Origin of the sequence: Halorubrum rubrum (genome assembly GCF_024494685.1) — an archaeon.
Lineage (GTDB): Archaea > Halobacteriota > Halobacteria > Halobacteriales > Haloferacaceae > Halorubrum > Halorubrum rubrum.
The window spans coordinates 115855-139070 of record NZ_JANHDM010000004.1 but is presented as its reverse complement, the minus strand read 5'-3'; the positions used below and the strand labels follow the sequence as shown (position 1 = coordinate 139070).

The 23216-nt window shown below is 63.1% G+C and carries 17 protein-coding genes; 7 read left to right on the top strand and 10 right to left on the bottom strand.

The features are described from left to right. Nucleotides 1-405 precede the first annotated feature (405 nt). The gene (locus tag NO889_RS06340; RefSeq protein WP_256411444.1) at nucleotides 406-720 is read right to left on the bottom strand and encodes a glycosyltransferase family 2 protein; all 315 of its coding nucleotides are present in this window, start codon (nucleotides 718-720) and stop codon (nucleotides 406-408) included. Between the two features lie 14 nt (nucleotides 721-734). Continuing rightward, nucleotides 735-1052, bottom strand: coding sequence for a glycosyltransferase family A protein (locus NO889_RS06335; protein ID WP_256411443.1), 318 nt, complete (start codon nucleotides 1050-1052; stop codon nucleotides 735-737). Between NO889_RS06335 and NO889_RS06330 the strand changes: the two genes are divergently transcribed. Continuing rightward, nucleotides 1051-2241, top strand: a complete 1191-nt coding sequence (locus NO889_RS06330) for a glycosyltransferase family 61 protein (protein ID WP_256411442.1) — start codon at nucleotides 1051-1053, stop codon at nucleotides 2239-2241. The genes NO889_RS06335 and NO889_RS06330 overlap by 2 nt on opposite strands. Before the next feature lie 16 nt (nucleotides 2242-2257). Here NO889_RS06330 and NO889_RS06325 read toward each other — a convergent pair whose 3' ends face one another. Further along, on the bottom strand, nucleotides 2258-2641 hold the full coding sequence (locus tag NO889_RS06325) for a hypothetical protein (protein WP_256411441.1): 384 nt from the start codon (nucleotides 2639-2641) through the stop codon (nucleotides 2258-2260). 734 nt (nucleotides 2642-3375) lie between these two features. Between NO889_RS06325 and NO889_RS06320 the strand changes: the two genes are divergently transcribed. Both NO889_RS06320 and NO889_RS06315 read left to right on the top strand, forming a co-directional pair. After that, complete coding sequence (locus tag NO889_RS06320) at nucleotides 3376-4788, top strand: sulfatase-like hydrolase/transferase (RefSeq protein WP_256411440.1); 1413 nt, start codon at nucleotides 3376-3378, stop codon at nucleotides 4786-4788. 89 nt (nucleotides 4789-4877) lie between these two features. Then, a complete protein-coding gene (locus NO889_RS06315; RefSeq protein WP_256411439.1) occupies nucleotides 4878-6341 on the top strand; it encodes an oligosaccharide flippase family protein in 1464 nt (487 codons plus the stop codon). A gap of 444 nt (nucleotides 6342-6785) precedes the next feature. Here NO889_RS06315 and aglM read toward each other — a convergent pair whose 3' ends face one another. Next, nucleotides 6786-8102, bottom strand: a complete 1317-nt coding sequence (gene aglM / locus NO889_RS06310; protein ID WP_256411438.1) for a UDP-glucose 6-dehydrogenase AglM — start codon at nucleotides 8100-8102, stop codon at nucleotides 6786-6788. Nucleotides 8103-8236: 134 nt separating this feature from the next. Between aglM and NO889_RS06305 the strand changes: the two genes are divergently transcribed. Further along, complete coding sequence (locus tag NO889_RS06305; RefSeq protein ID WP_256411437.1) at nucleotides 8237-8752, top strand: TIGR04206 family protein; 516 nt, start codon at nucleotides 8237-8239, stop codon at nucleotides 8750-8752. A 67-nt stretch (nucleotides 8753-8819) separates the two neighbouring features. On the opposite strand, the gene NO889_RS06300 is transcribed toward NO889_RS06305, so the two are convergent. Further along, the gene (locus NO889_RS06300; protein ID WP_256411436.1) at nucleotides 8820-9689 is read right to left on the bottom strand and encodes an RNA ligase family protein; all 870 of its coding nucleotides are present in this window, start codon (nucleotides 9687-9689) and stop codon (nucleotides 8820-8822) included. A gap of 146 nt (nucleotides 9690-9835) precedes the next feature. Between NO889_RS06300 and NO889_RS06295 the strand changes: the two genes are divergently transcribed. Together NO889_RS06295 and NO889_RS06290 are read left to right on the top strand one after the other, a co-directional pair. After that, nucleotides 9836-12517: an outer membrane protein assembly factor BamB family protein gene (locus tag NO889_RS06295; protein WP_256411435.1), complete on the top strand. Its 2682-nt coding sequence runs from the start codon at nucleotides 9836-9838 to the stop codon at nucleotides 12515-12517. A gap of 125 nt (nucleotides 12518-12642) precedes the next feature. Beyond that, nucleotides 12643-13311 (top strand): DUF6517 family protein, encoded by a 669-nt coding sequence (locus tag NO889_RS06290; protein WP_256411434.1) that lies wholly within the window; start codon nucleotides 12643-12645, stop codon nucleotides 13309-13311. 135 nt (nucleotides 13312-13446) lie between these two features. On the opposite strand, the gene NO889_RS06285 is transcribed toward NO889_RS06290, so the two are convergent. Genes NO889_RS06285 through NO889_RS06275 form a run of 3 tightly spaced genes read right to left on the bottom strand, consistent with a single transcriptional unit; the run spans nucleotide 13447 to nucleotide 19789 of the window. After that, nucleotides 13447-15162, bottom strand: a complete 1716-nt coding sequence (locus NO889_RS06285) for a carboxypeptidase-like regulatory domain-containing protein (protein WP_256411433.1) — start codon at nucleotides 15160-15162, stop codon at nucleotides 13447-13449. A gap of 6 nt (nucleotides 15163-15168) precedes the next feature. Continuing rightward, nucleotides 15169-16611, bottom strand: a complete 1443-nt coding sequence (locus NO889_RS06280) for a hypothetical protein (RefSeq protein WP_256411432.1) — start codon at nucleotides 16609-16611, stop codon at nucleotides 15169-15171. 7 nt (nucleotides 16612-16618) lie between these two features. Continuing rightward, nucleotides 16619-19789: a tubulin-like doman-containing protein gene (locus NO889_RS06275; RefSeq protein ID WP_256411431.1), complete on the bottom strand. Its 3171-nt coding sequence runs from the start codon at nucleotides 19787-19789 to the stop codon at nucleotides 16619-16621. A gap of 164 nt (nucleotides 19790-19953) precedes the next feature. Here NO889_RS06275 and NO889_RS06270 point away from each other — a divergent pair, with 164 nt between their 5' ends. Beyond that, nucleotides 19954-21153 carry an iron-containing alcohol dehydrogenase family protein gene (locus NO889_RS06270; RefSeq protein WP_256411430.1) on the top strand — a complete coding sequence of 400 codons (1200 nt, stop codon included), beginning with the start codon at nucleotides 19954-19956 and terminating at the stop codon, nucleotides 21151-21153. A 41-nt stretch (nucleotides 21154-21194) separates the two neighbouring features. Here NO889_RS06270 and NO889_RS06265 read toward each other — a convergent pair whose 3' ends face one another. Together NO889_RS06265 and NO889_RS06260 are read right to left on the bottom strand one after the other, a co-directional pair. Continuing rightward, nucleotides 21195-22640 carry an MATE family efflux transporter gene (locus tag NO889_RS06265; protein WP_256411429.1) on the bottom strand — a complete coding sequence of 482 codons (1446 nt, stop codon included), beginning with the start codon at nucleotides 22638-22640 and terminating at the stop codon, nucleotides 21195-21197. Between the two features lie 87 nt (nucleotides 22641-22727). Then, a complete protein-coding gene (locus NO889_RS06260) occupies nucleotides 22728-23159 on the bottom strand; it encodes an EamA family transporter (RefSeq protein ID WP_256411428.1) in 432 nt (143 codons plus the stop codon). Nucleotides 23160-23216: the final 57 nt, after the last annotated feature.

Genomic DNA, 23216 nt, shown 5'->3' with positions numbered 1-23216 from the left:
TTCTGATAGTCAACAATCCGTAGGAATTCACCTCAAACAAGGCTTTGACACCACCAACGGTTCTCTCAAGATATCCAGAGTGGAGTCGATATTGAATCTGTAATAGATCCCATTCAAAATGATCAACAATAGATGAAACCACAGATGAGATCACTCTTATTTGTAAGAAAGTGCTATAACGTTCTATATTTGCGGAGTCAGGTCCAAAATAGAGTCATTCACGTCTTAACTGAGAGTACACCTTTACAGATTGTATAGTTTAAAAATTTTACAATATACAAGATTAAATAAATTAACAAAGGGGGTTTGAGATTCCTGTGTTCTATTCTTGATTCTACGAGGGGAGGGTGGGAGTAGACGAACCGGAGAAAGCGGATGGACAGCAAGATCGTAGCGATGCCAGAGTTAGACTTGTCCCTCACCAATTCGCGCAGCTTTCTTCAGGTGGGCCTTAAATGTGGTTCGAGCAGGATGGCGTACAATGATGTTAGCGGCGTATCTACTGTTGAACCCTGCTTTGTGTACGCGCTTGCCGAATTCTTTGTCGCCACCGGACACTAATGATTGGTCGAACTTCCCGACTTGCTTGATGATCTCTTTCCGAATAACCAGCGCACATGTCGGTGCGAACTGTTTAGATTTCAGATAATGTTCGACAGGAAGCCCCATCACGACATCATAGCGTGCCCAGAACGTATTCTCTCCCTCTGGAATGTACATTTCAATGTTACAGCCTAAATAATCAATATTCTCTTCTTGAAAAATTTTGCAAACTTCCGAGATTCAGTCATTTTCAACTTAACATCTGTATCAGTGAATGCGAGCATTTCATCGGATGTGTATGTAATTCCCGTATTTCGAGCCGCGTAAGAACTCTGAATATCTTCCTCCTTATAACCGACAACGATCTCGGGGTATTCTTCTTCGAATTCGTTAATAACATTTGATATTTCGTCTATTGAGCCGTTGTCAACTATAATGACTTCAAATGGAGGAGAATCTCGTTGATCGATGTGATTAAAAACATTCCCGGTCTTGGGTTTAGTCGACATGGATCTCGGTGAACTACCGGCCCGGTCACTTCGGAAATTCCGGAAAGACGGAGTGAGAGAACTTCTTTTTGAGGGCCGTGATGTCCTAATCCAAGATCTCCTCCTCTACAGAATCGTGTGTAAAAAGTATCTCCGAGAGAGAATCGACGTTCTAAGTCGGGATGAGATATACGACCTAGAGCAATGCTATGTATTCGATGAATTCGAGGAACCCATGCGACTCAAGGGATTATCTGGATTTCGAGGATTAGATGAGCCGAGCGAGTATATTGCCGGCGATAGGTTCGTCTGCGAATTCTCCGACGTAACGCTCCTAGGGCCGGCTGGTCCTGGGGTCACTAACCGGGGAACAGTTATAGCAGATTCAGTTGGAACTCCTCCCCTCGTTCCCAGACGAACTGGTGTTTCGGTATCCCAATCAATGGCGAAGAATGGGATTCGACCGACACTCAACGCTCTCCAAGGGAGAGCTACTGCGGACCAACAAATTGGAACAGCTACCTTTGCTGCGTCACCGTGGAACAACTACTACCACTGGACAGCTGAGTGTCTAATCCGCGTACGATTACTCGAAAAATATGGTGATCTGACTGGAACGTATCCGACGCTACTCATTCCGAAGGAACGCTCTTCTTGGATGGATGAATCTCTCGAATTACTGGATTACTCCGGGGACATTGTAGGATTCGGAGCCAATATAATGAAAGTCGAAACGCTTGTCGTTCCGACATTTCCTGATCCGATTCCGAGAGAGTGTTTCTGGATCCGTGACCGAATGAGAGCTGGTCTCAGATATAATGACAATCACGATAAGCGTGTTTTCGTCGCACGTGAGGATGCAACTGTCCGTCGTATTGCAAATCATGACGCCGTACAGCAAGTCCTTGACCGCTACAACATCGATACGTATCTGCTGGGAGAACTCAGTGTGAAAGAACAGGTTGAACTGTTCAGTAGCGCCGAACTCGTCGTAGGACCCCATGGAGCAGGATTGACGAACATACTGTACGGCGAAGACCTGACCGTAGTCGAACTATTCGGAGACAAAACGATGGCAACGTTCGACCGCCTCGCAGAAAATATGAATCATGAGTATCAATATCTCAAATGTGAGCAGGATGGATTAGACATTCGAGTTGACGTGGACAAACTTGATGAGACTCTCCAGAGCACCCTCAGAACCAACTGAGTTGATAGTATCTAGTTTATAAGTATCCTAGATCCTCAAGACGATCCTCAGCTGTTGTTTCGTTCGTAGATTCAGGGGCGGGAGCATGCGATTCGTACTTCTCGCAGTCCGTTGCAGAGGTATTCACCCAAGGTACTTTCCGCATACACGGTAGCGGACAGTCGATGACATGCCTGTAGAACCCGTACTCACCAAACGCCTCACCGTGATCTGCGGTGATTATTACATCATTCGCATCCAGATTCTCCAGTAAACGCTCTACCTCGTCTAAGACGAGCTTGAGATGGGTCAGGTATTCGTCCCAAGCGGCTTCTCGGGTAACATTTCCGGAACGGAGTGCGTCGAACGGCCGAAACAGTTCAGAACGATCAGCAAGCGAAAACGGATCGTGCGGGTACATGTAGTGGACGAGTTGCTCCGTCTGACGTTCTCAACCCGCTCTAATCGCTCTATCAGTAGTGTATTTCAGATGGGTTCGTGAACTGGCATTACCGTTGATCATCCACTCGGTGTCTTCACCAAATTTTCCTCGCCAGAGTTCTTCGAGGTAACCGAAATCCTCGTCGTCAATGACATCGTACTCAGTTGGTCCGAATGGCACCGCGGCATGTCCGGTATCACCTCCCTGGCCGAAAACGCGATCCGTGTAGCCGTTACCGAAAATGTACGCCGTCTGTTCGATCTCGTTACTACTATCTAGAATTAAAGATATGAGTCATCCATTCGAACGGCGTACTCCCAATAGATATCATCGTCTCCTCCACCGCTATAAAATCGTACTCGTCCTCGACTTCACGAAGAGCGTCTACACGGCAGGCATCAAGAAGAATTAGAGCATCCCACTCACGCTCGAAAATATTCGTTCCCTACGGTCGCCATTTTGTGATACTAAGAAGAAAGGCGACGTAAATGTAGTATATCGGGCGTATGAACCGCAACGTGAGCGGCTTACTGCTATTACGGAGATTAGAAAGGCTCTGTGACACCCATTTCTGAAAACTGACTGCCATTACTAACGATCAGTCTCGTGTGTGTATATTTGTACCGAACTACTCATAAGACGAAAAACTCTCATCAGAGATCTTTTGGTCTTTCTCCCATCAAAGTATACAAATATACTCCTGACCTATACCCATGAATCAGCCGAACGTTCTTTTGGTGATACTCGATAGCGTACGGGCAGAGAACGTTGGACACTTGGGATATCCAAGAGATACGACGCCGAATCTAGATGAGTTTGCCGAGAATTCAACAACCTACACGAACGCACGCGCGTCCGGTATCCATAGTATATCAAGCCACGTGAGTCTATTTACGGGATATCACGTCGCTGAACACCGTGCCACTTCTCACGGGGCAAGTATTCAACCAGGGCATACTATCTGGGAGGACTTAGCCGAGAAGGGCTATCAGACCGGGCTATTCACCCCGAATTCGATTGTCGCGGAATCGTCCAACCTCTCCTCCTTCTTTCAGACCGTCGTCGGTCCGAAGCGCCGAGAGCTCGCATTTCCCGAAGCGATGGGGCCGAAACAGGTCAAAGGCGATCCGAACTATCTAGAGTACCTCCGTGCTGGTTTCCGTTCCGATGCGCCACTCAAGGCGATCATCAACGGCCTATCTCGTGAGTTCGGTCGGTCGAAAGCCACACACGACCCGAAGCGTGAGCATGGCGGCGAGTACATCAAGGAGTTTCGAGAGTGGCGAGACTCCGGTGATGGTCCCTGGGCGGCTTGTCTCAATCTCATGGACGCACACTATCCGTACATACCACTGGATCAGTTCGATCGTTGGGGTGGAGAGACTCTTCAGAAGCTCCACCGTGAGGCGATGGGAGGGCCCCTCACTACCAAGTATCTAGGAGAGAGGCCGTTCTGGGAGCTGGAAGCCACCGAGAGTCTCTACGACGATTGTATCCGGCAAGCAGACGCCTATGTAGGTGATCTGCTGGAATATCTGCGATCCGTAGACGAACTCGAGGAAACACTCGTTGTAGTGACCAGTGATCACGGAGAGGGCTTCGGTGAATACAGCGTACTGAACGATGAGGTTCAACTCATCGATCATAGCTGGGGAATCGGCGATGAGGTGTCACACGTACCACTCGTCGTCAAACATCCTGGGCAGTTCAGCGGTGATTCCGTGAATGCTCCTGCGACACTTACACGATTCCCTGCTGTCGTGGAGAAAGCAGTCAACGGAGAACGAACACGGTTTACGCCGAACGACGGGATCACGATTACGACATCATACAGAATCGCAGAACCTGGCGATCAGCTGCCGATTCCTCGAAATAAGCGGGAATCGTATTTTGGACCATGGCATGCCATCTGTCGGGAGCACGACGGGCAAGTGGTTGTTGATGCGGTTCGTCGTGGAGATCGAGTTCAGTACACTCCCGACACTAGTCGCCACACAGGATCTGCTGACAGGGAGTACGTGGAGTCGATAATAGGACAATTATCGAACGCGAACATGACTGAGGAGGAAAATGAACTAGAGCGCGAAGTCGAACAGCGCCTCCACGAACTCGGCTACATGACGTAGTCTCGTTCAGTGCGCCGAAATTGGACGAGAACTGCTCTTACCAGTATCGAAAAGGAGCCCTTATTGTCCTCTCTCACGCCAATCGATACATGCGTCTGGGACAGACGTCAATTATCCACTTCGCGTCCCGTTTCTCGTCATCCGTGCTTGGGTTCGTCGCGACCGTGTTTATCGGACGCATACTCGGTTCCAACGGCCTCGGCACCTACTATCTCGTTCTCTCGATGATCGCTTGGTTGGGTATTCTCACGAAGATGGGCGTTCCTGGTGCCATCACGAAACGTATCAGTGAGGGAGAATCACAGAGTACGTACGCTATCGCGGGCGTGTCCATTAGTGCCATCCTCTTCGTAGCGGTCGCCATTTGCGTGATCCTGTTCAGGGAGTCAGTAAACAGTTATATCGGGTACCCTGCTGCGGAATTCGTTGTTCTATTGCTGTTCGTGAACCTTGCTCAGTCGTTGGTGAACGCCGTTTTAAAGGGACAGAGTCTCGTTCACGTGTCGGGTATTTTCAATCCGATTCGAACGGGAACCCGGAGCATCGTTCAGATCTCTACACTTTTTATGGGCCTCGGTCTAGTCGGTCTGTTTGCTGGATACGCTATAGGATACGCACTCGTCGCAGTACTCGGAACGTGGATAGTCGTCCAGAACTTCGGTCGAATAACGCTACCCCGACGTTCTCACTTCCAAAGTATAATTTCGTACGCGAAGTTCTCATGGATCGGTTCTCTCCGTTCGCGAGCGTTCAACTGGGTGGACGTGTCAATTCTCGGTTTTTTCGTGTCGTCCTCGCTTGTCGGTATCTACACGGCGGCTTGGAACGTCGCCGTCTTTCTGATACTGTTCGGTGGTTCGTTGAGTCAGACGCTGTTCCCTGAAATGAGCTCGTTGTCCGCCGATGAAGACCGAGAAGCGGTCGCCGATCTCTTCGAAACCGCTCTCGCATTTGCGGGATTAATTTTGATCCCCGGGTTAGTTGGCGGAACGATCCTCGGCGAACGACTCCTTCGAGTGTACGGAGAGGAATTCTCCCGAGGAGCAGTCGTTCTCTCCGTGCTTATCGTCGCCACACTAATTCAAGGATATCAGCGTCAGTTCACGAATACATTAAACGCGATCGATCGGCCCGATCTGTCGTTTCGTGTCAATACTGTATTCATTATCGGAAACGTGGTACTAAATCTCAGTATCATTCCCCGCTTCGGTGTCGTCGGCGCAGCTACAGCGACGGCCGCTTCCGTCGCTGTGAGCCTTGGTATGGCTTACGCTGTACTTTCGTCATTGATCACGTTCTCAATCCCAGTCGGAGAGATCGCCAAACAGTGGATCGCTGCGGCGATCATGGGCTTGTTCGTCTATACCGGTGTATGGCTAGAGTCCACATACTCGATCGTCGGCCTCAACATCGTCGTCGTATTCGCGTTAGTCGGGTTGGGGGCGGCAGTGTATTTCACAACACTGCTCACGATCTCAAGCCGTTTCCGGAAGACTATCGTTGACAACCTTCCCGTACAGATCAGTCTTTTCGGCGAGGATTTGAGAGATTGAACAATTATAATGGTTCGTCTGTCGTTCCACTTCTGTCCGGCCACATCCCAATAGCGTACATGGGAACCCACGAACGATTTCATCTTGCTTCGGAAGGAAGTAGACGTGATCGAAGCAATCATGCTTGGCGCACGCATGAATGAATACCTTTGCCTGGGCTCGACTATCAATCGCGCCGTATAGCTTAGTAACAAAGTATTCACCACACCACTCTCATTAGAGATACAAACGATCGTACTTGCTACAGGCAAGGGCACGCGTCTCCAACTGATCACCGAAGACGATCGTCGGGGTCACCGACATACCTTCCAGCGACACGTCTTCGACGACCTGATCGACTGTAGGTTCACAGAGCGAAGTGTCGTCGGCTACAAGGCCGAACAGATCATCGACCGCTACGGCGACAACCACGACTCGGTCGCCGGCATCGGCGACGAGACCACGCTACCACGTCAGCCCCTCGTACGTAATCCCCTCGCGCCGCTCGACGATCCGTCGACCGTCGATCACCACGGGTTCGGCCATCGCGTCGAACTCCCCGTCTAACGCCGCGAACTCGTCCCAATCGGTCACCACGAGCGCGCCGACCGCACCTTCGATCGCCTCCCCCGCCGACTCCGCGTACTCGATGTCGGGGAAGCGCTCGCGCATCGTCTCGGTCGCGACCGGGTCGTAGCCGACGACCGCCGCGTCCCGCTCCAGTAGCCCCTCGATGACGGGGATCGCGCGGGAGTTGCGCGTGTCGTCGGTGCCGGGCTTGAACGCCAACCCGAGGACGGCCACGCGATCGCCCGCGACGTCGACGTGGGAATCGAGCAGCTCGAGCATGCGCTCGGGCTGGCCGTCGTTGACCGCGACCGCGGCGTCGAGCATCGCGGGCTCGTACCCCTGCTCGCGGGCCGCGGCGCGGAGCGCGTCGACGTCTTTCGGGAAACAGCTCCCGCCCCAGCCGACCCCCGACCGGAGGAACCGCGCGCCGATCCGGTCGTCGAGCCCGACCGCGTCCATCACCTCGTAGGCGTCGATCCCGAACGCCTTACAGACGTTGCCGAGGTCGTTTGCGAGCGACACCTTCGACGCGAGGAAGGCGTTGTTGGCGTACTTGATGGTCACGGCCGTCTCGGGGTCGGTTCGGACGACGGGGGCGTCAGTGGTCTCCAGAAGCGGCTCGTAGAGCGCCTCCAGCCGATCCAGCGCCCACGTCGCCTCCGTGCCGAAGACGACCTTGTCGGGCTGTTTGAAGTCCGCGACCGCGGTTCCCTCGCGGAGGAACTCCGGGTTCGTCGCGACCTCGACGCGGTCGGCGACCGGTCCCGCGCCCCGGCGGACCGCGTCGCGGATCGTCGCCACGCCTCCCGGCGTGATCGTGCTCTTGATCACGACGAGGTGGCGATCGTTCTCCCCCGTCCCGCCGGTCGCTCCGTCGCTCGCCCTCGCGATCGCCTTGCCGACCGTCTCCGCGGCCGCGGAGAGTCCGGCGAGGTCGATGCTCCCGTCGGAGTTCGACGGAGTTCCGACCGCGAGGAACGTCAGATCGGCGTCGGGAACGCCGTCGTAGGCGGTCGTCGCCCGGAGGCGGTCGCCGGCGTGTTCGGCCAACAGCTCGTCGAGGCCCGGCTCGTGGATCGCCGCGTGCCCGTCGTTTATCGCCGCCACCACGTCGGGGTCGATGTCGACCGCGGTCACGTCGTGGCCCGCGTCCGCGAGGCAGGCCGCGAGGGTCGTTCCGACGTAGCCGCTTCCGACGACGCTCACTCGCATGTGTGGGTGCGCGCGTCCCGGAGGCAAGAACGTTCCGCGTCCACGCGCTCGTCACCTCCGCGTCCACGCCGACCGTCGACCGTTTCCGGCGGACCGCCGACCGAGTTAACTCCCCGCCCCGACTACGCGGTCGCATGCCGGACCATCGAGCACGGGCGACCGTCAGCAGCCGCCGGGAACTGCTCGCGGTCGCCACGCTGCTGGCGGTCCCCGTCGCCGTCGTTCCGGGTTCGGCCGGCGATCCGACGCTCGTGAGCCTGTGGGGACTCGTCGGTACGGGAGCGGTCGGATCGCCGTTCGGGGTTGACGCCTACCCGGTCTGGACCTACTTCGCCGACGGGCCGCGCCGCTTCGGGGCGCTCCCGCGGTCGATCCGCGTCTGGCCGCTCGCGACCGCCTTCCACCTGCTCGCGACGATCAGCGCGGGCGGCGGCGTCGCGGTCGGCCGCGAGGACCGGCGCGTGACGGGCGGGCTCCTGCTTCTCGCCGCGATCGCGAGCCTGTGGGTGGGGGTGGGCGTGGCGGGTCGGTTCGGCGTCGGGGCCGTCTCGGGATGGCTGACCGTCCTCCCGGTCGGTGCGGCGGCGACCCTCGCGGTCGCGGCGACCGCGTACCGAGGCGATCTCCGCGCCGTCGTCGGTCGCGGATGACCGGGAAACTCGCTCGAGTGGGGGGCGTCGCGCTCGACCGCGACGAGCACCGCGTCCTCCCGACGGGTCACTCGCTCCGGTCGTCGAGAAACCGCCGGGATCGGGAGCGGAGTTCCGAGCGGATCACCCTCCGGGTCGAGCCCTCGCCCTCCCTGGAGACGTCCGGATGTCGCTCGCGGAGAAACGCCTCGAACGCCCGCTCCGCGAGCGCGTCGGTCGTGACCGGGCGGCCGCGGTCAGCGATCCGCGTCGCGATCCGTCGGAGGCGCTCGCGGCTCCCGTAGGTCGCGGCCGCGTCCGTGGGCGAGACGTCATCGGCGCCAGCGTCACCGCCTCGTTCGACATCGGCGTCACCGCCTCTGTTCTCAGTGATCTCGTTCCGGATCACGCCCCGACCGCCCGCCTTGTTCCGGACGACGACCCCGGCCGCAGGGCCGTCGTACCACGCGGACGACGGGACGGCGTAGGACTCGGGATCGAAGTCGCGAGCGCGGCGCTCGCGTTCGACGGCGTTCACCGGATCGAGCCCGAGCCGCTCGAAGATCGCCTCCGCGGCGTCCGGCGGCCGGAACGCGCCCGCGTCCGCCGACCACACGTCGTGTCCGAGAAACGACGGCGTCCGGGACCAGTCGTACCCGATCGTTCGCCGGCCGGTCGCCACGCCGAAGAAGACGACGTCGGACACGTCCTCGACCGCGTCCCGGAGCGTCTCCCGGTCGAACCGCTCTCTGACGTGGCGGACCGCGTGGCCGTACGCGTCCGGGAGTTCGCCGGGGTCGTCGTAGACGGCCTCCCGATCGCCGAACCGGATGAGCCCGGAGTCGGTCATCCGGAACCGGAGGTGCCAGCCGTCGATCAGTTCGAGGAGCCAGAGATGTCCAGAGAGGAGCCCCTCGGGAGCGTCGGAAACGGTCGGAAGCGACGGATAGCGTTTCATGATGGAGGGGAGAGCGGGGAGCGGCCGGTCTCCGACCTCGACCGCGTCGGTGACGACTCCGGGTCGGCGTCGGATGACTCTTGTGGCGGCCGGCGGATTCGACCGGGGAGGAAACACTCATGGCATCGGTCTGACTAGTGTTCGGCATGACGGGGCCCGACGGATCGGGGACGAGTCGCGACCGGGACGGTGCCGGAGCGTCGGCGATCCGGGGTCGGCCCGCCAGGCGGTCCGTGCTCCGCGGGACGGCCGGAATGTTGTCGGCGATCGGCGTCTCGGCGTGGGGGATAGCCGACGAGTTACCGACCGCGGCGGCGACGAACCACGTACCGGATCGAGCGATCTACGTCGGCTCCGACGACGGCTCGCTGTACGCGGTCGACGCCGAGACCGGCGAGGCGGTCTGGCGCTTCGAGGAGCCGAGCGACGCGGTCTCTTCCTCGCCGACGGTCGTCGACGGCACCGTCTACGTCGGATCGACGGACGGCTCGCTGTACGCGGTCGACGCCGAAACCGGCGACTCCGTGTGGTCCTTCGAGGCCGGCGACGGCGAGGACGGGGGGATCGTCTCCTCGCCGACCGTGATCAACGACCGGGTGTTCGTCGGGTCCAGCTCCGGATCGATCGTCGCGCTCGATCGGAGCGAGGGAACGGAGGAGTGGCGCGTCTCCGACGCCGTGAGCGCCGTGGTCTCCTCGCCGGCCGTCGACGGGGAGACGCTCCACGTCGGAACGGAGACGGGAGCGATCCTCGCGCTCGCGACCGCCGACGGGACGGAGCGGTGGCGAGTCTCGGACCCCGAGGACGGACTCTCCTCGTCGCCGGCCGTCGTCGACGGGACGCTCTACGTCGGCTCCTTCGACGAGCGACTGTACGCGGTCGACGCCGAGGCCGGCGAGACGACGTGGAGCACGGACCTCGGGGACATCGTCTTCTCCTCGCCGACGGTCGTCGACGACACCGTCTACGTCGGCTCCGTCGGGGTCGACGTCGGGCTCCACGCGCTCGACGCCGAGACGGGTGAAAAGCGGTGGACGAGCGACGGGATCGCGGGCGTGGTCTCCTCGCCGACGGTCGTCGACGGCACCGTCTACGTCGGTTCCGTCGGCGGGTCGCTGTACGCGCTCGACGCCGAGGACGGCGATCCGGAGTGGTCGAAGAACACCGGCGATCAGGTCAACTCCTCGCCGACGGTCCGGGAGGGAACGGTGTTCGTCGGGAACGCCGCCGGAGAGGTGTACGGATTCGACGCCGAGAGCGGCGAGCGACGATGGCTGTTCGACGACCCCGAGGACGCGGTCTTCTCCTCGCCGACGGTCGTCGACCTCGCGGGCGACGGCCACGGCGTCGGGTCGCGGACGTCGCTCGGGACGCTCGGACACCATCACGTGGCGGCGGGCGTCGAGTTCGAGGGGGGAGGCGACTCCTCGAGCGGTTCGACCGGTTCGACCGGTTCGGACGACTCGACGGATCCGGACGCCGACGACTCCACGGACGGCGGCGCCGACGACGGTGGCTCCGGCCCTTCCGACGAAAGCACCGCCGAGTCGGGAGCCAGTTCGAACGACGGCACCGCGGCCGGTTCGGGCGCCTCGGGCTGGGCGAGCGGGATTCCGGCGGTCGGGCTCCTCGGCGCCGCCGGCGGGCTCACGGTCGTCGCGCTCGCAGCGTATCGATTCCTCGGTGCGAACTCGGGCGGTTCCTCCCCGGTGACGGGAGCGGGAGCGGACGCCGGCCCCTCGTCGACCGGACCGACGTCGCCGGAAGCGAACGAGACGAGTTCGACGGGCGTCGCGGGAGCCAGCGACTCGGAGGCGACCGGCGTAACGGGGACGAAGAACGCCGGGATCGACGCGTCCGGGACCGCTGACGCCTCCGACGGCGTCGCGTCGTCTCCGGAGACGACGGGCGACTCGTCGACCGCGTCGTCGACTCGCGCGTCCACCGGACCGGAGGAGGACCCGGAAGCCACCGACAGCGGCGGCGGAACCGGTACAGGCGTCGAGGCCGCCGGCACGGGCGTCGAGACCGCCGGCTCGGACGGGGCCCCGTTGCTCGCGGCGGTGGACGAGCTCTCGTCGATCGACTCACTCGGGTCCGTCGGGCCGCTCGTCGCGTACGCCGTCACCGACGAGCGGATCGACGGCAGCGACGGACGGATCCTGGCGCTTCCGGACGCCGCGGAAGGGAGGGGTCTCACGGAGCGGTTCCGCTCCGTCGCCACCGACTGGGGCAGCGTCAGCCACTACGACGGGATCGTCACGGTGTACGGGTCCGGAGCCGAGCCGTACCCGTGGATCCTCACCGATCCGATCCAGGACGTCCCCACGCTCGGCGACCACCTCGACGACCCGCCCGAGGACCCCGCGGCCCGGCTCTCGCCCGTCGTCGACGCCGCCGAGGCGATGTCGCAGGCCAGCCGGTACACGGTCAGACACTACTACCTCTCGCCGGAGACGGTCCGCGTCGTCGGTTCGGGGACGAAACCGACGGGAATCGTCGACGACTGGGGCGTCAGTTCGGTGGTGGACACGCCCGAACACGGAACGCGTGCGGCCTCGCCGTACACGGCCCCCGAACAGCTCCCCGACTCGGAGGAGCCGCTCTGGCGGGGCAAACCCGACACGTACGCGCTCGGCGCGCTCGCGTATCACGCCGCGACGGGGAGTCCGCCAGCGGGCCACCGTCCCGCGAAGCCGAGCGAGCACGCCGGCGTGCCGTCGGCGCTCGACAGGCCGATAACCCGCGCGATCGACCCGGACCCGGACGAACGGTACGACTCGATCGGCGAGTTCGCGCGGGTGCTCAGGCTGGCGGTCTTCGACTGAGCGACCGCCCCACGTCGACGACGCGGGATCGATCCCGTGCCGGTTCGAAGCCCGCAATGATTCGGTATCGATATCGAGAATAGATGGACAAGTGATATATTAAGCGATCGAGAACGTGTCACTGTATGCCATCACGTCGTCGATTCCTGGTTGCGGGGGCCACCGCGGGGACGATCGCCCTGAGCGGGTGTACCGACGCGGTCGAGGTCGCGACACAGGAGGAGATCGAGCGGTCCGCGGAGCCGGCCGAGCCGGCGGAGTCGAGCGTCGAGGAGACCGGCTTCGAGGAGGTTCGAAACGAGACAGTCGTGGTCGAAGAGGAGTTCGAGGAGTTCGGCCAGCGGCGGGAGTTCACCGCGCGCACCGAGGTCCGCGCGTACCTCCGGGAGATCGAGTCGGAGCTGACCGGCCAGGAGCAGTCGGTGTTCGCGGTCGTGAGCACGCCCGGCGTCTCCGCGGCCGGCCAGCAGCTCAGCCCGCTCGCGAACATGGACGAGGAGGAACTGATCGAGGAGGCGCGCGGCGAGATCAGCGCCGAGTACGAGGGCGAGATCCGCGACCCGGAGCTCGACGAGACGATCGAACAGGAGGTGTTCGGCGAGACCACCGAGGTGAGCGTCTACGAGGCGACCGTCGTCCTCCCCGACGGCACCGAGGAACGAGGGTACATCCACCTCACCATCGTCGAGCGCGGCGAGGACGTGGTCCTCGTCGCCGGCGCGTACCCCGCCGAGGCCGAGGGCGAACGCGAGCGGATCGAACGGCTCTTCGAGTCGCTGGAGCGAGACGAATAGAGTCGATCGGCGATCAAAGGAATTCCCCCCAATAGGAAGTCTCTGAACTCGACTGCTCGAGTTCGCCGGGAACGTACTCGACGGCGACCCACGGCTCGGGGTCGGTTCCGGTGAGAGTTCGGTCGGAGAGAATGACTACGACTGGGACGAGTTGAGATCGAAGTCCTCCTCGAAGACCTGGTTCTCCCCGCTGAAGTCGACGGTTCGCGATTTCGTCTCGTAACCATCAGCGCTTACTTCAACCCGATATTCCCCGTTCGAGGGGATCCCAGTGACCTCGTATTCTCCGATCAAGCTGGATGTCGCCGTTCGGACGTCACCCGGAGCGATCGTCACCTCGACGGTCGCGTTCTCGATCGCTTCCCCGTTCGTGTCGCTGATATCTCCTGTGAGACTTACTCCCGTCGATTCGAGTTCGATGTCAGCCTGCTCACCGAACGACTCCACGGTGTGCTCGGCCGACTCGTGGCCGTCGGCCTGGGCGCGCACGGTGTAGCTCCCCTCGAGGTCGTCGACGCTGAAATCGTAACTGCTCCCCTCGACGGAGTCGACGGTCTCGCCGTTCCCGTCGAGGAGTTCGATCGTCGCGTTGAGTTCGTCGCCGTTCGTGTCGACGACCGTACCGCTCACGGTCGCGCTGGTCGGGGCGAGTTCGACCTCGTTGGTCCCGTTCTCGGTGACGTCGACCTTCGCGGTTCCGTACTCGAAGACCTCGGTCGATTCGGCGGAGATCTCGTACGTTCCGGTCGAGACGTTCTCGAGGGTGAACGTTCCGCCCTCCGCCGTCGTCGTGTTCGCCGGGCCATCCGTCTCGTTTCCGTCCGCGTCGACGATCCGTTCCGCGGTCACCTCGACCGACGAATCGATCGTCTCTCCGTCCGCGTCGACCACGCTCCCGCTGATCGTGGCGAGGGCGGCGTCCGTCCCGTTGGCTGCGCCGGGGTCGTCGCCGCCCCCGCCGCCGATCAGGCCGAGGGCGCTCGCGCCGAAGAACCCGCCGATCAACACGATCAACACGATCGCGCCGATGGCGACGTACTTGCCGATCTCGGCCATGTCGAACCGGCTCGAGGAGCCCGCACTCGAGAGCCGGTCGGCCGTGGAGCCGCCGGAACTCGGCGCGCTCAACGCCGGGACGCGCTGGCTCACCCGCCGCCGGATCTCCGAACTCGAGAGGCCGTGCTCCCGCGAGAGCGTCTGGACGGACTCGTTGATCGAGGCGATCTCCTCGTCGATGAGCCGGCTGCGGATCGACTCCTTCGTCGACTCCCACCGTTCCTCGGTGTCGCCGATCGGGGCGATGCCGCTCGACCCGTCGGGGGCGACCACCAGATCGAAATCCGACAGCGCGTTCGACTCCGGCGAGTCCGCGACGGCGGCGCGGTTGTACGTGCCCATGAGCTCGTTGACGAGCCCGAGCGCGCTCTCCGCGTCGCGCACGCCGACGGTCCCGCCCTGCCGCGAGCCGACCAGCTCCTCGAGTATCGCTCTGTCCTGATCGGAGCCCGGCAGCGAGGTGTTGCCGGCGTCGAGCGCCCGGAAGACGCTCATGTCGTCGGCGGAGTCGTCTATCGTGTATCCCCACTCGGCCTCGATCCGGTCCCGCAGCGCGTCGATGAACTCCCGCATCGACCCGTCCCGCGTGGTGTACACGGCGTAGAACTGCTCGGTTCGGGCGTTCCGGGTCTCCCGCGCCCGGAAGAACATCGTGAACTTGCGCTCACGCCCCGCCTCGATCGCGAGTCTCACGCCGGCGGGACCCAGGTCCTTCACCCGTTCGTTCGACCGGCCGCCGCCGCCCGTCGGCGAGTGTTCGTTTCCTCTCGTGTCGTATACGCGTAGTGATGGCATCCGTGGTCACCCCATCTTCTCGAGGAGTTCGTCGAATCCGACGGTCATCACGTTCCCGTTGCGGTCGCGCATCGGAACGCGTTCGCCGTTCTCGTCGGTCGTCGTCTGGTAGTACACCGGGTAAATGTCCGACCCGGAGGTGTCCTGTACGAGCGTCCGAACCGTCTGGTTGTTCTCGATAAGCGTCTCGCTGACGAAGTCCTGGAACTCGTCGAAGTACTGGTGGGCCTCGAGCGCCTGCTTGTCGCGGAACTCCTCGGCGAGGATGTCGCACTTCGTCGCGACCAACAGCACGTCCTTGTTCGAGGCGACGTCCAGAATGTCGAAGTACGGCTCAATCTCCAGCGGCTCGTTGTTGTGGTACCGCTCGACGTCGATGATCAAGATCAGCGTGTTGGCGTCTCGAACCCGCTGGGCGAGCAGCCGGAGCGTCGAGTTGTCGATCTCGTCGTCCGGACTCATCAGCGCGTTCGGCAGGCGTTCGAGATACTCGCCCGCGTAGTCGAGACTCGACAGCTCGATGTTCTTCGGGAACACCCGGCCGTCGACGAAGTTGAAGTTCAGGTCCTCGACGTCGGTCTGTCCGGTCGCGTCGAGCTTCCAGCCGGTGTCCTTCGACGCCGCGTCGAGCGACCCGACCAGCTCCATGAGGTCGCTGCTCGGGTTCAGCGGCGTGTCGGCCTCGCGGCCGACCGCGTCGTCGAGCGCGGCCAAGTACTTCCCGACGAGGAACAGCGACTTCCCCGACCCCTGCGGCCCCAACACGAAGAAGTTCTCCTCGGCGTCGTAGGTCACGAACCGGCGCAGCGTGACCACGAACACCGCCGCCATCAGCGTGTTCACGCCGACGCCGGCCCACTCGACGCTCACGTTCGGGCTCGGCGGCACGATCCGTACGGTCTCGGCGGAGACCTGGAGGATCTGCGGGAAGTTGACGTGGTATTCGATCAGCCCGCCGACGACGATCATGCTGATCAGATAAAACAGGAGCGTCGCGGAGCGCCGGAACTCGAGCGCGCTCGCCGTCCGAACCTCGAGCAGCTTGGGGCCGCCGCCGACGAGTCCGCCGCCGACGAAGCCGCCGAGGACCCACACGATGTTGGCCCCGAAGTCGATGTTCGGGATGAACAGCCCGATCGACAACAGCGCGACGAGCGCGGAGACGGTCCCGAGACACAACAGTATCCCCTGGACCCGCTTTTTCGGGTCGAGGGTCACGAGGATCAACAGCCCGAGGTAGAGCCCGAACATCAGCGCGGAGAACTGTTCGAGGGTGACGCCCAAAAGCGGGTTCAACGCGAGGATGGCAGGCCTGACGATGTCCGACGCCTGCCACGCCTCCCCGAGCGAGACGAAAAGCGGGCCGGCGACGATCACCATCACCGCGAAGTACACGACGAGAAAGACCTTCTCGCCGTTCTCCTCGAGGAACTCACCGATCGCCGTCATCTACCGATCACTCCCCCCCGTCCGTCGTCTCGGAGGGCACGTCGGCCTGTTTCGTCCCGTCGGAGAACGGAACGCGCTCGATGTGCTCGTTCAGGAGGTCGTCCTTGATATCCCCCTCGTCGCGGAGGAAGAACTGGGTGTCGTTGGGGTTCTCGAGGTTCAACACGTCGTTGCGGCGGACGTACTGTCCCTCGTCGAGTCCGTAGGTGTGATGGACCAGGATGTCGGTGTCGTCGGATGCCTCCTTGGCCCGGTAGCCGGTCTGGTAGCCGTCGGCTTCGACCTCCGCGCGGAGGTTGTCCAGGAAGATCCCGTCGATGAAGATCCCGAGCCCGATGTCCCAGCTTCCGCCGGCCTCGACCGGGAACGACGCGAAGTTCTCGCTGCCGGCACCCAGGTTGTACGCGCCCTGGAAGACCGGCTTGAGGTCCGCCACGTCGCCGATCTGGTTTATCGCTCGACTCATCACCCCGACGACGATGTTCATGTCGTTGTAGCGGGAGCGGTCGCCGCTGATCCGGCGTTTCCGGATCCCGGTGTACTTGGGGTTGTGCGCGTTCTTCGCGAGCTCCTCGAGGGAGCCGCGGAGCCGCTGGCGCTCAGTCTCGTCGTCGAACAGCTTGCTCTCCGCGATGTCCGAGTCGTCCCTGAGCTGGAGGATGTCGTGCGGCTTGACCGTCTTGACGTAGTGGTACTGCTCGTCCTCCGTCGAGACGGTGGTCTCCCGGCTCTCGTTGTAGTTCTCCCGCAGGTTCCGGTACTCGTTCTGCGAGTTCATGAACACGTCTCGCGGGCCGTTGAGCTCCTCGAAGAGGCTGACGGTCCCCTCGTACAGCTCGGCTTTGTGCTCCGCGTCCTCGAGCTCCGACTGTAGCTCGTCGCGCCGGCGCTCGATGTCGTCGGTCTCGATGACCTCGTCTTTGATCAGCTCCTCGAACTCGCGCGCGAGCTCGGAGAAGCTCGCGCCCGCGTCGAGCTGCCGCTCGATCTCGTCGAGCGCCCGCGGACTGTCCGTCTCGAGTTCGGCGCGCGTCTCCGTGAGGATGTCGCGGCGGCGATTCTCGAGCTCCTCCTCTATCGTCCGCTGGAGGCTGCCGACGGAGAACTCCAGCTCGATCGACAGCGAGTCGCCGGCGCGGGAGATCGTGAACACCTCGTTGTCGTCGAGCTGGTTGCGCTTCATCCGGTAGTTCTTCTGCGCCTGCTTGCGCTCCTCCTCGCCGGAGGTGTCCCACGGGAGGATGGACTCGAGGGTCCCCTCCTCCTGGTTCATCTGGAGGAACGCCTGTTTGGCGTCCGCCAGGTCGGCCAGGGAGGCGTTTATCCGTCGTTCGGTGTCGGAGACGTTGATCCCGACGCGGTCGAACTCCTCGGAGAGCTCGTTGAGCGTACTCCGGACCTGTCCGTCGCTCACCGCCTCGAGCTGGTCTTCCGTCTCGGCGTTCTTCACCTCGCGGCCGTACGTCTCGAGGGCCATCTCGAGGTCGTCGCCCATCCGCTCGGCGTCGATCGAGCGGCAGTCCTCGTACTCCTCGTAGATCGGCTGGACCGACCGCTCCCACTCGTCGACGCGGCGGTCGACCTCGTCCTGTTGGGACCGCCGCCGCTCCTCGAGCTCCTCGTCCGCGTCCTCCAAGTCGGACTGGAGCCGGTCTCTCCGCTCCGTGGCCTCATCGAGTTTTGCCTCGAGCTGGTTGAGCCGGACGCCGGCGTTTATCGCCTCGTCCTCCAGCGCGAGAAGGTAGCTGATCGTGCTCTCGACGCGGTTGTCGTCGACCGCGCGGAGCCGCACGAGGAGGTCCTTCCGGTGGGCGAGCCGGTTCAGTTCGTCGCGGATCACGTCGCCGAGCTGCTTGTCGATGCTGTCGACGAACTGCTCGCCGTCGCTGCTCACCTCGGCGGTACCGGCGCGGATCGAGCCGCCGATCACCTCGATGAGCTCGACGATGTCGTCCGCCTCCATCTCCGCCTCCGAGACGATCTCGCGGTAGATCGAGACCGACTCGTAGTCGAGCTCCGTGAACAGATCGAGGTCGAGCAGCGACTTCACGTTGTTGAGCCGCGTCTCGAGGTCCGTCCGGTCGGAGTCGTGGAGCTCGCCGTTCATGCCGTCGGGGCTCCACTCGCGCGAGAGGAACCGGTCGACGCCGGCGTAGATGTCCGCCTCCGCCTCGAGGGCGTCCTGTTTGGCGTTCAGGATGTCCTTCGTGACGGTCTTCGCGTCCTGTATCGCGTCGACGTTGTACCGGAGGACCTGCGGTATCCCGATGATGAAGGGAGCGTAGGAGGGCGTGTCCGCGAACGGGTCCTCCATGTCCATCATGTTGTAGTAGGTCGCGATCAGGTAGATCGCCGCCCGGTCGAACTCTAAGAGCGCGTCCGAGCTCTGGAGGATGTTCGCCTTCTTCCCGCCGAACCCGGTGGGGTCGATCGGGATCAAGATTCGGTCTTTGAACAGGTCCTCGTCCTGGAGGCTGAGGTACTCCAGTTCAGAGAGCGCGGCGTGGGCGTTCGCGTTCTCCGCGTCGCCCTCGTCGTCGTTCGGCAACACGCCGAACAGCGTGATCTCGGCCGTCCGCTGGGTGCGTTTGAGGTGTTTGACGAGGTCGATGAAGATCCCCGAGCCGGAGCCGCCGCCGAGCCCCGCGATGACCGCGACCTTCCCGCGGCCCGGAAGGTCGATGGCCGTCCGCACGTCGTCGTCCTCGGCGTACGCCTTGTAGTAGAGCCCCTTCCCCAGGCCGCGCTTCCGGACGACGCCGGTGGCGAAGTCGAGGTTCTCGTTGATGAACTCCGGTTTGAGCCACCAGTTCTCCTCCTCCATGCCGACCCCCGAGGCGATCCGCGGCACCGCCTCCTCGCCGATGAGGTCGTTCTGGTCGTGGAGCTGGATGTTCCGGGTGAGCGGGATGTACTCGATCGATATCTCTCCCGGTCGACCGGTGTGTTCGGAGCGGAGCCGGTCTTTCGTCTCCTGGATCTGCTGTTCGATCTCCTTGATCCGCTCGAGGTCACGGTTCTCCTCCTCCTCCGCCGTGTCGATCACGGTCACGGTCAACGTCTCGGGGTTCGGGCGAGGTCGCAGGACCGCCTCCTGGACCCAATCGGCTTTCAGTAGCTCGTACGTAATGGCCTTCCCAGCACCCCCGATCGCAAATATTCTGCTTGGGAGATTCATGCTGACACTCAATGATCCTTACAACTATCTATAAATTATTCGATGGCTGGATGTTTTTTTGACAGATCCCGTAAACGAACGCGGACGGATCGGCAGTTTCGACCTATATACCGGATCCGTCCGCTCCCCACAGGTACAAACCGCTCGTCGTGGTACGGATGGGCATGTTGCCGATCGCGGACCGGTTCGAGGCGGAGTACGAGGGCTGTGAGGTGCTGTACGGGCGCGGGCGGGTCGCCGACCTCGGGTCGTCGCTCGCCGATCGAGGAGTCGACGACGCGCTCGTCGTCTGCGGCTCCAACGTCGGGGCGAACGACGACCTCATGGACCCGATCCGGGAGGGGCTCGGCGACCGACACGCCGGGACCTTCGACGGGACGACGCCCGAAAAGCGGGCGGAAACCGTCTTCGACCTGCTCGAGGCGGCGTCGGCGACGGGCGCCGACGCCCTCGTCGCCGTCGGCGGAGGAAGCAGCCTCGACGTCGCCAGACAGGCCTCCGTCCTCGCCGCGGACGGTCGCGACCTCGCGGCCCTCGAGGCCGAGGCGCGCTCGGGGTCGATCGCGCCGGCGACCGCGGAGCCCGCGCTCCCCGTGGTCGTCGTGCCGACCACGTTCGCGGGCGCGGACCTCTCGGCCGGAGGGTCACTCGAGGTGTACTCGGCCGCCGAATCGCCGACGGACCACCCCATATCGGTGCGGGGCTCCGCCATGCCGGTCGTCGATCTGCTCGATCCGGACCTGTTCGAGACGACGCCGCGGCCCGTCCTCGCCGGCTCCGCGATGAACGGCTTCGACAAAGGGGTCGAGACGACGTACGCCCGCGACGCCTCGCCCGTCAGCGACGCGACCGCGATCCACGGGGTCCGACTCCTCTCCGGGGCGCTTCCGGTCGTCGCGGGCGACCGCGCTGGCGACGAGGCCGCCGCGATGGACCGGGCCGTCGCGGGCGCGCTGCTCGTCCAGATCGACCGGAAGATCAACGTCATCCACGCGTTCGGTCACGGCTTCGCCCGCCGGTACGACGTCCAACAGGGGGCGATCCACGCGGTCGTCGCCCCGCACGTCCTCGCGTACCTCTTCGAGGAGGCCGACGCGGGCCGCCGGGCGCTCGCGGCCGGGTTCGGCATCGACGCCGAGGGACGCGACGACGACGCGGTCGCCGAGGCGGTCGTCGACGCGGTCGCGGCCGTCCGCGACGCCCTCCCCGTGCCGGACCGCCTGCGCGACCTCGACGCCGTTCGGGAGGACGACCTCCCCGCGATCGCGGCGTTCGTCGCCGAGGACCCGCCGATGGAGCGGGCGCCGGCGGGGATCGACGCCTCTCCGGAGCGGATCGAGGGCGTGCTCCGCGGGGCGTGGTGAGGCGGTCGCCGACGGCGGGGACGGCCGGTCGCGACGCTCGACTAATCGTCGGCGACCGCCGCGTCGGGGCGGTACGCCTGGCTTATCGCCTTCCACTTGCCCGACCGGAACCGCCAGTAGTTGATCGCCGCGGGGATCGTCGTCTCGGCGAGGAACGCTAAGTAGAGTCCCCACAGCCCGAGCCCGGTGGTCGCCCCGACGTACGCCAGGGGGATCGACACGAGGAACATCCCGACGAACTGGCTGGCGAAGGGTATCTTCGTGTCGCCGGCGGCGTCGAGCGGCCCCGCGGCCCCGCCGGAGATCCCCTGGAAGATCACCGCGACGCAGGCGGCGTACACCAGGTTCACGGCGATGGGGACCTCGGGGCTGGCCGCGCTCTCCGCGAAGAGCACCACGATGTCGGTCGCGAAGACCGCGATGAGCGCCGCGCTCACGAGGTACGTCCCGACCGAGAAGCGGATGATGTCGCGGGCGTACGCCTCGGCCTCGCCGGGGTCGTCGCCGCCGAGCTCCTGGCCGACGAGGCTCGAGGACGCGAGGCCGAACCCCCACCCCGGCGTGTTCATGATGCCCCAGATCCGGCGGGCGATGACGAACGCCGCCACGGTGTTCTCGCCGAAGATGTCGAGGACGGACAGCATCGGGAACTCCGCGGCGGTCCACACGAGGTTGCGAGCCCCGACGGGGAGCCCGATCTCGACGAGGTCGCGCAGCATCTTCGGGTTGAGGTACGACCCGAACGGGTCGATCGCGACCGGGAACGCGCCCAGAAGGGGGAGCCGCCCCCACGCGATCCCGGCGGCGAACGCCGCGGTGACGACGACGTTCGAGAGGACGGTCCCGAGTGCGGCCCCCTCGACGCCCCACCCGAGCCCGAAGATGAACCCCACGTTCAACGCGACGTTCGCGATCGCGCCGCCGGCGCGAAGCTGCATCGCGGTGTAGGCGTCGTCACAGCCCACGAGCACCCGGCTCCCGACGAGATTCAAGCCCGCAAAGGGGACCCCGAGCCCGACGACTCGCAGGTAGTCGGCCCCCAACCGGATCGCCGCCTCGTTGCTGCTGATGAGCGAGATGAGTTCGCTCGGGTACGTCCAGAAGACGACCGTGACGGGGGTGCTTATGACGACCACCAGGAGGGTGCTGGCGCGGACCGCGTCGCCGAGCTCCCGGAACGACTCCGCCCCGTAGCGCTGTGAGACCAGCGCGATGGTCCCGCCGGCGACCCCGCCGCCGATGGCGAACGCGACGCCCCAGAACGGGCCGGCGAAGCCGACGCCGGCGACCGCGCTGGTCCCGATGGCGACGCCGACCATCGCCACGTCGACGGCGTTCTTCGACATTCGAGCGACGCCCGTGACGATCCGCGGCCACGCGAGGTCCGTCGTCCGGACCACCCGGTGGCGATCGATCAGCCCCAGGCGCGCGAGCCCGAAGCCGATGTAGAGAACGACGAGTCGGAAGGGATTCGGAACGGAGGACACTGGAAGTACGGACCCTTTCCCGGCAGCAATAAAGGCGTTTCCTCACGCGGCTGGCATTTCCGGATCGGCATCGGCCGATCGTGGCTCTCAGGTCCCGGAGACGAGGTAGACGGAGGCGACGGCGAAGGCGATACCGAGCGCCTTCCGCGCCGAGAACGACTCGCCGAGGAGGACCACCCCGATCAGCGAGGAGAAGACGAGGAAGGTCGCGAAGATCGGTGTCACGACGCTGACGGGCCCCAACGAGAGCGCGCGGTACAGCGCGAGGATCCCGACGCCGAGGAAGACGCCGGCCGCGAGCACGTGGAGCAGCTTCGGGGAGCCGAGGTGCGAGCTGAAGCCCTGGCCGGTGTACCAGACGACGCCGGCCGCCATCGAGACGAGGAGGGTGTTCGAGACGATGACGGCGACGTCGCTCGGGACCGCGTTCGGGCCGGTGGTCGCGATCCGCATGAGCGGCGAGACGAACGTGTACGCGCCCATCGCCAGCAGCGCGTACGGGAGGTAGGTGGTGTCCATGTCGGGACGTGCGGCGGCCGCGACAAGTGTCTGCCGACCCGCGACGGAGGGGGCCGT

Coding starts and splice junctions, on each gene's coding strand:
- NO889_RS06275 (WP_256411431.1), bottom strand. CDS start 19,789: ATGAATCTCCCAAGCAGAATATTTGCGATCGGGGGTGCTGGGAAGGCC.
- NO889_RS06295 (WP_256411435.1), top strand. CDS start 9,836: ATGACGGGGCCCGACGGATCGGGGACGAGTCGCGACCGGGACGGTGCC.
- NO889_RS06290 (WP_256411434.1), top strand. CDS start 12,643: ATGCCATCACGTCGTCGATTCCTGGTTGCGGGGGCCACCGCGGGGACG.
- NO889_RS06300 (WP_256411436.1), bottom strand. CDS start 9,689: ATGAAACGCTATCCGTCGCTTCCGACCGTTTCCGACGCTCCCGAGGGG.
- NO889_RS06320 (WP_256411440.1), top strand. CDS start 3,376: ATGAATCAGCCGAACGTTCTTTTGGTGATACTCGATAGCGTACGGGCA.
- NO889_RS06270 (WP_256411430.1), top strand. CDS start 19,954: ATGTTGCCGATCGCGGACCGGTTCGAGGCGGAGTACGAGGGCTGTGAG.
- NO889_RS06305 (WP_256411437.1), top strand. CDS start 8,237: ATGCCGGACCATCGAGCACGGGCGACCGTCAGCAGCCGCCGGGAACTG.
- NO889_RS06335 (WP_256411443.1), bottom strand. CDS start 1,052: ATGTCGACTAAACCCAAGACCGGGAATGTTTTTAATCACATCGATCAA.
- NO889_RS06330 (WP_256411442.1), top strand. CDS start 1,051: ATGGATCTCGGTGAACTACCGGCCCGGTCACTTCGGAAATTCCGGAAA.
- NO889_RS06280 (WP_256411432.1), bottom strand. CDS start 16,611: ATGACGGCGATCGGTGAGTTCCTCGAGGAGAACGGCGAGAAGGTCTTT.
- NO889_RS06315 (WP_256411439.1), top strand. CDS start 4,878: ATGCGTCTGGGACAGACGTCAATTATCCACTTCGCGTCCCGTTTCTCG.
- NO889_RS06325 (WP_256411441.1), bottom strand. CDS start 2,641: ATGTACCCGCACGATCCGTTTTCGCTTGCTGATCGTTCTGAACTGTTT.
- aglM (WP_256411438.1), bottom strand. CDS start 8,102: ATGCGAGTGAGCGTCGTCGGAAGCGGCTACGTCGGAACGACCCTCGCG.
- NO889_RS06340 (WP_256411444.1), bottom strand. CDS start 720: ATGTACATTCCAGAGGGAGAGAATACGTTCTGGGCACGCTATGATGTC.
- NO889_RS06260 (WP_256411428.1), bottom strand. CDS start 23,159: ATGGACACCACCTACCTCCCGTACGCGCTGCTGGCGATGGGCGCGTAC.
- NO889_RS06285 (WP_256411433.1), bottom strand. CDS start 15,162: ATGCCATCACTACGCGTATACGACACGAGAGGAAACGAACACTCGCCG.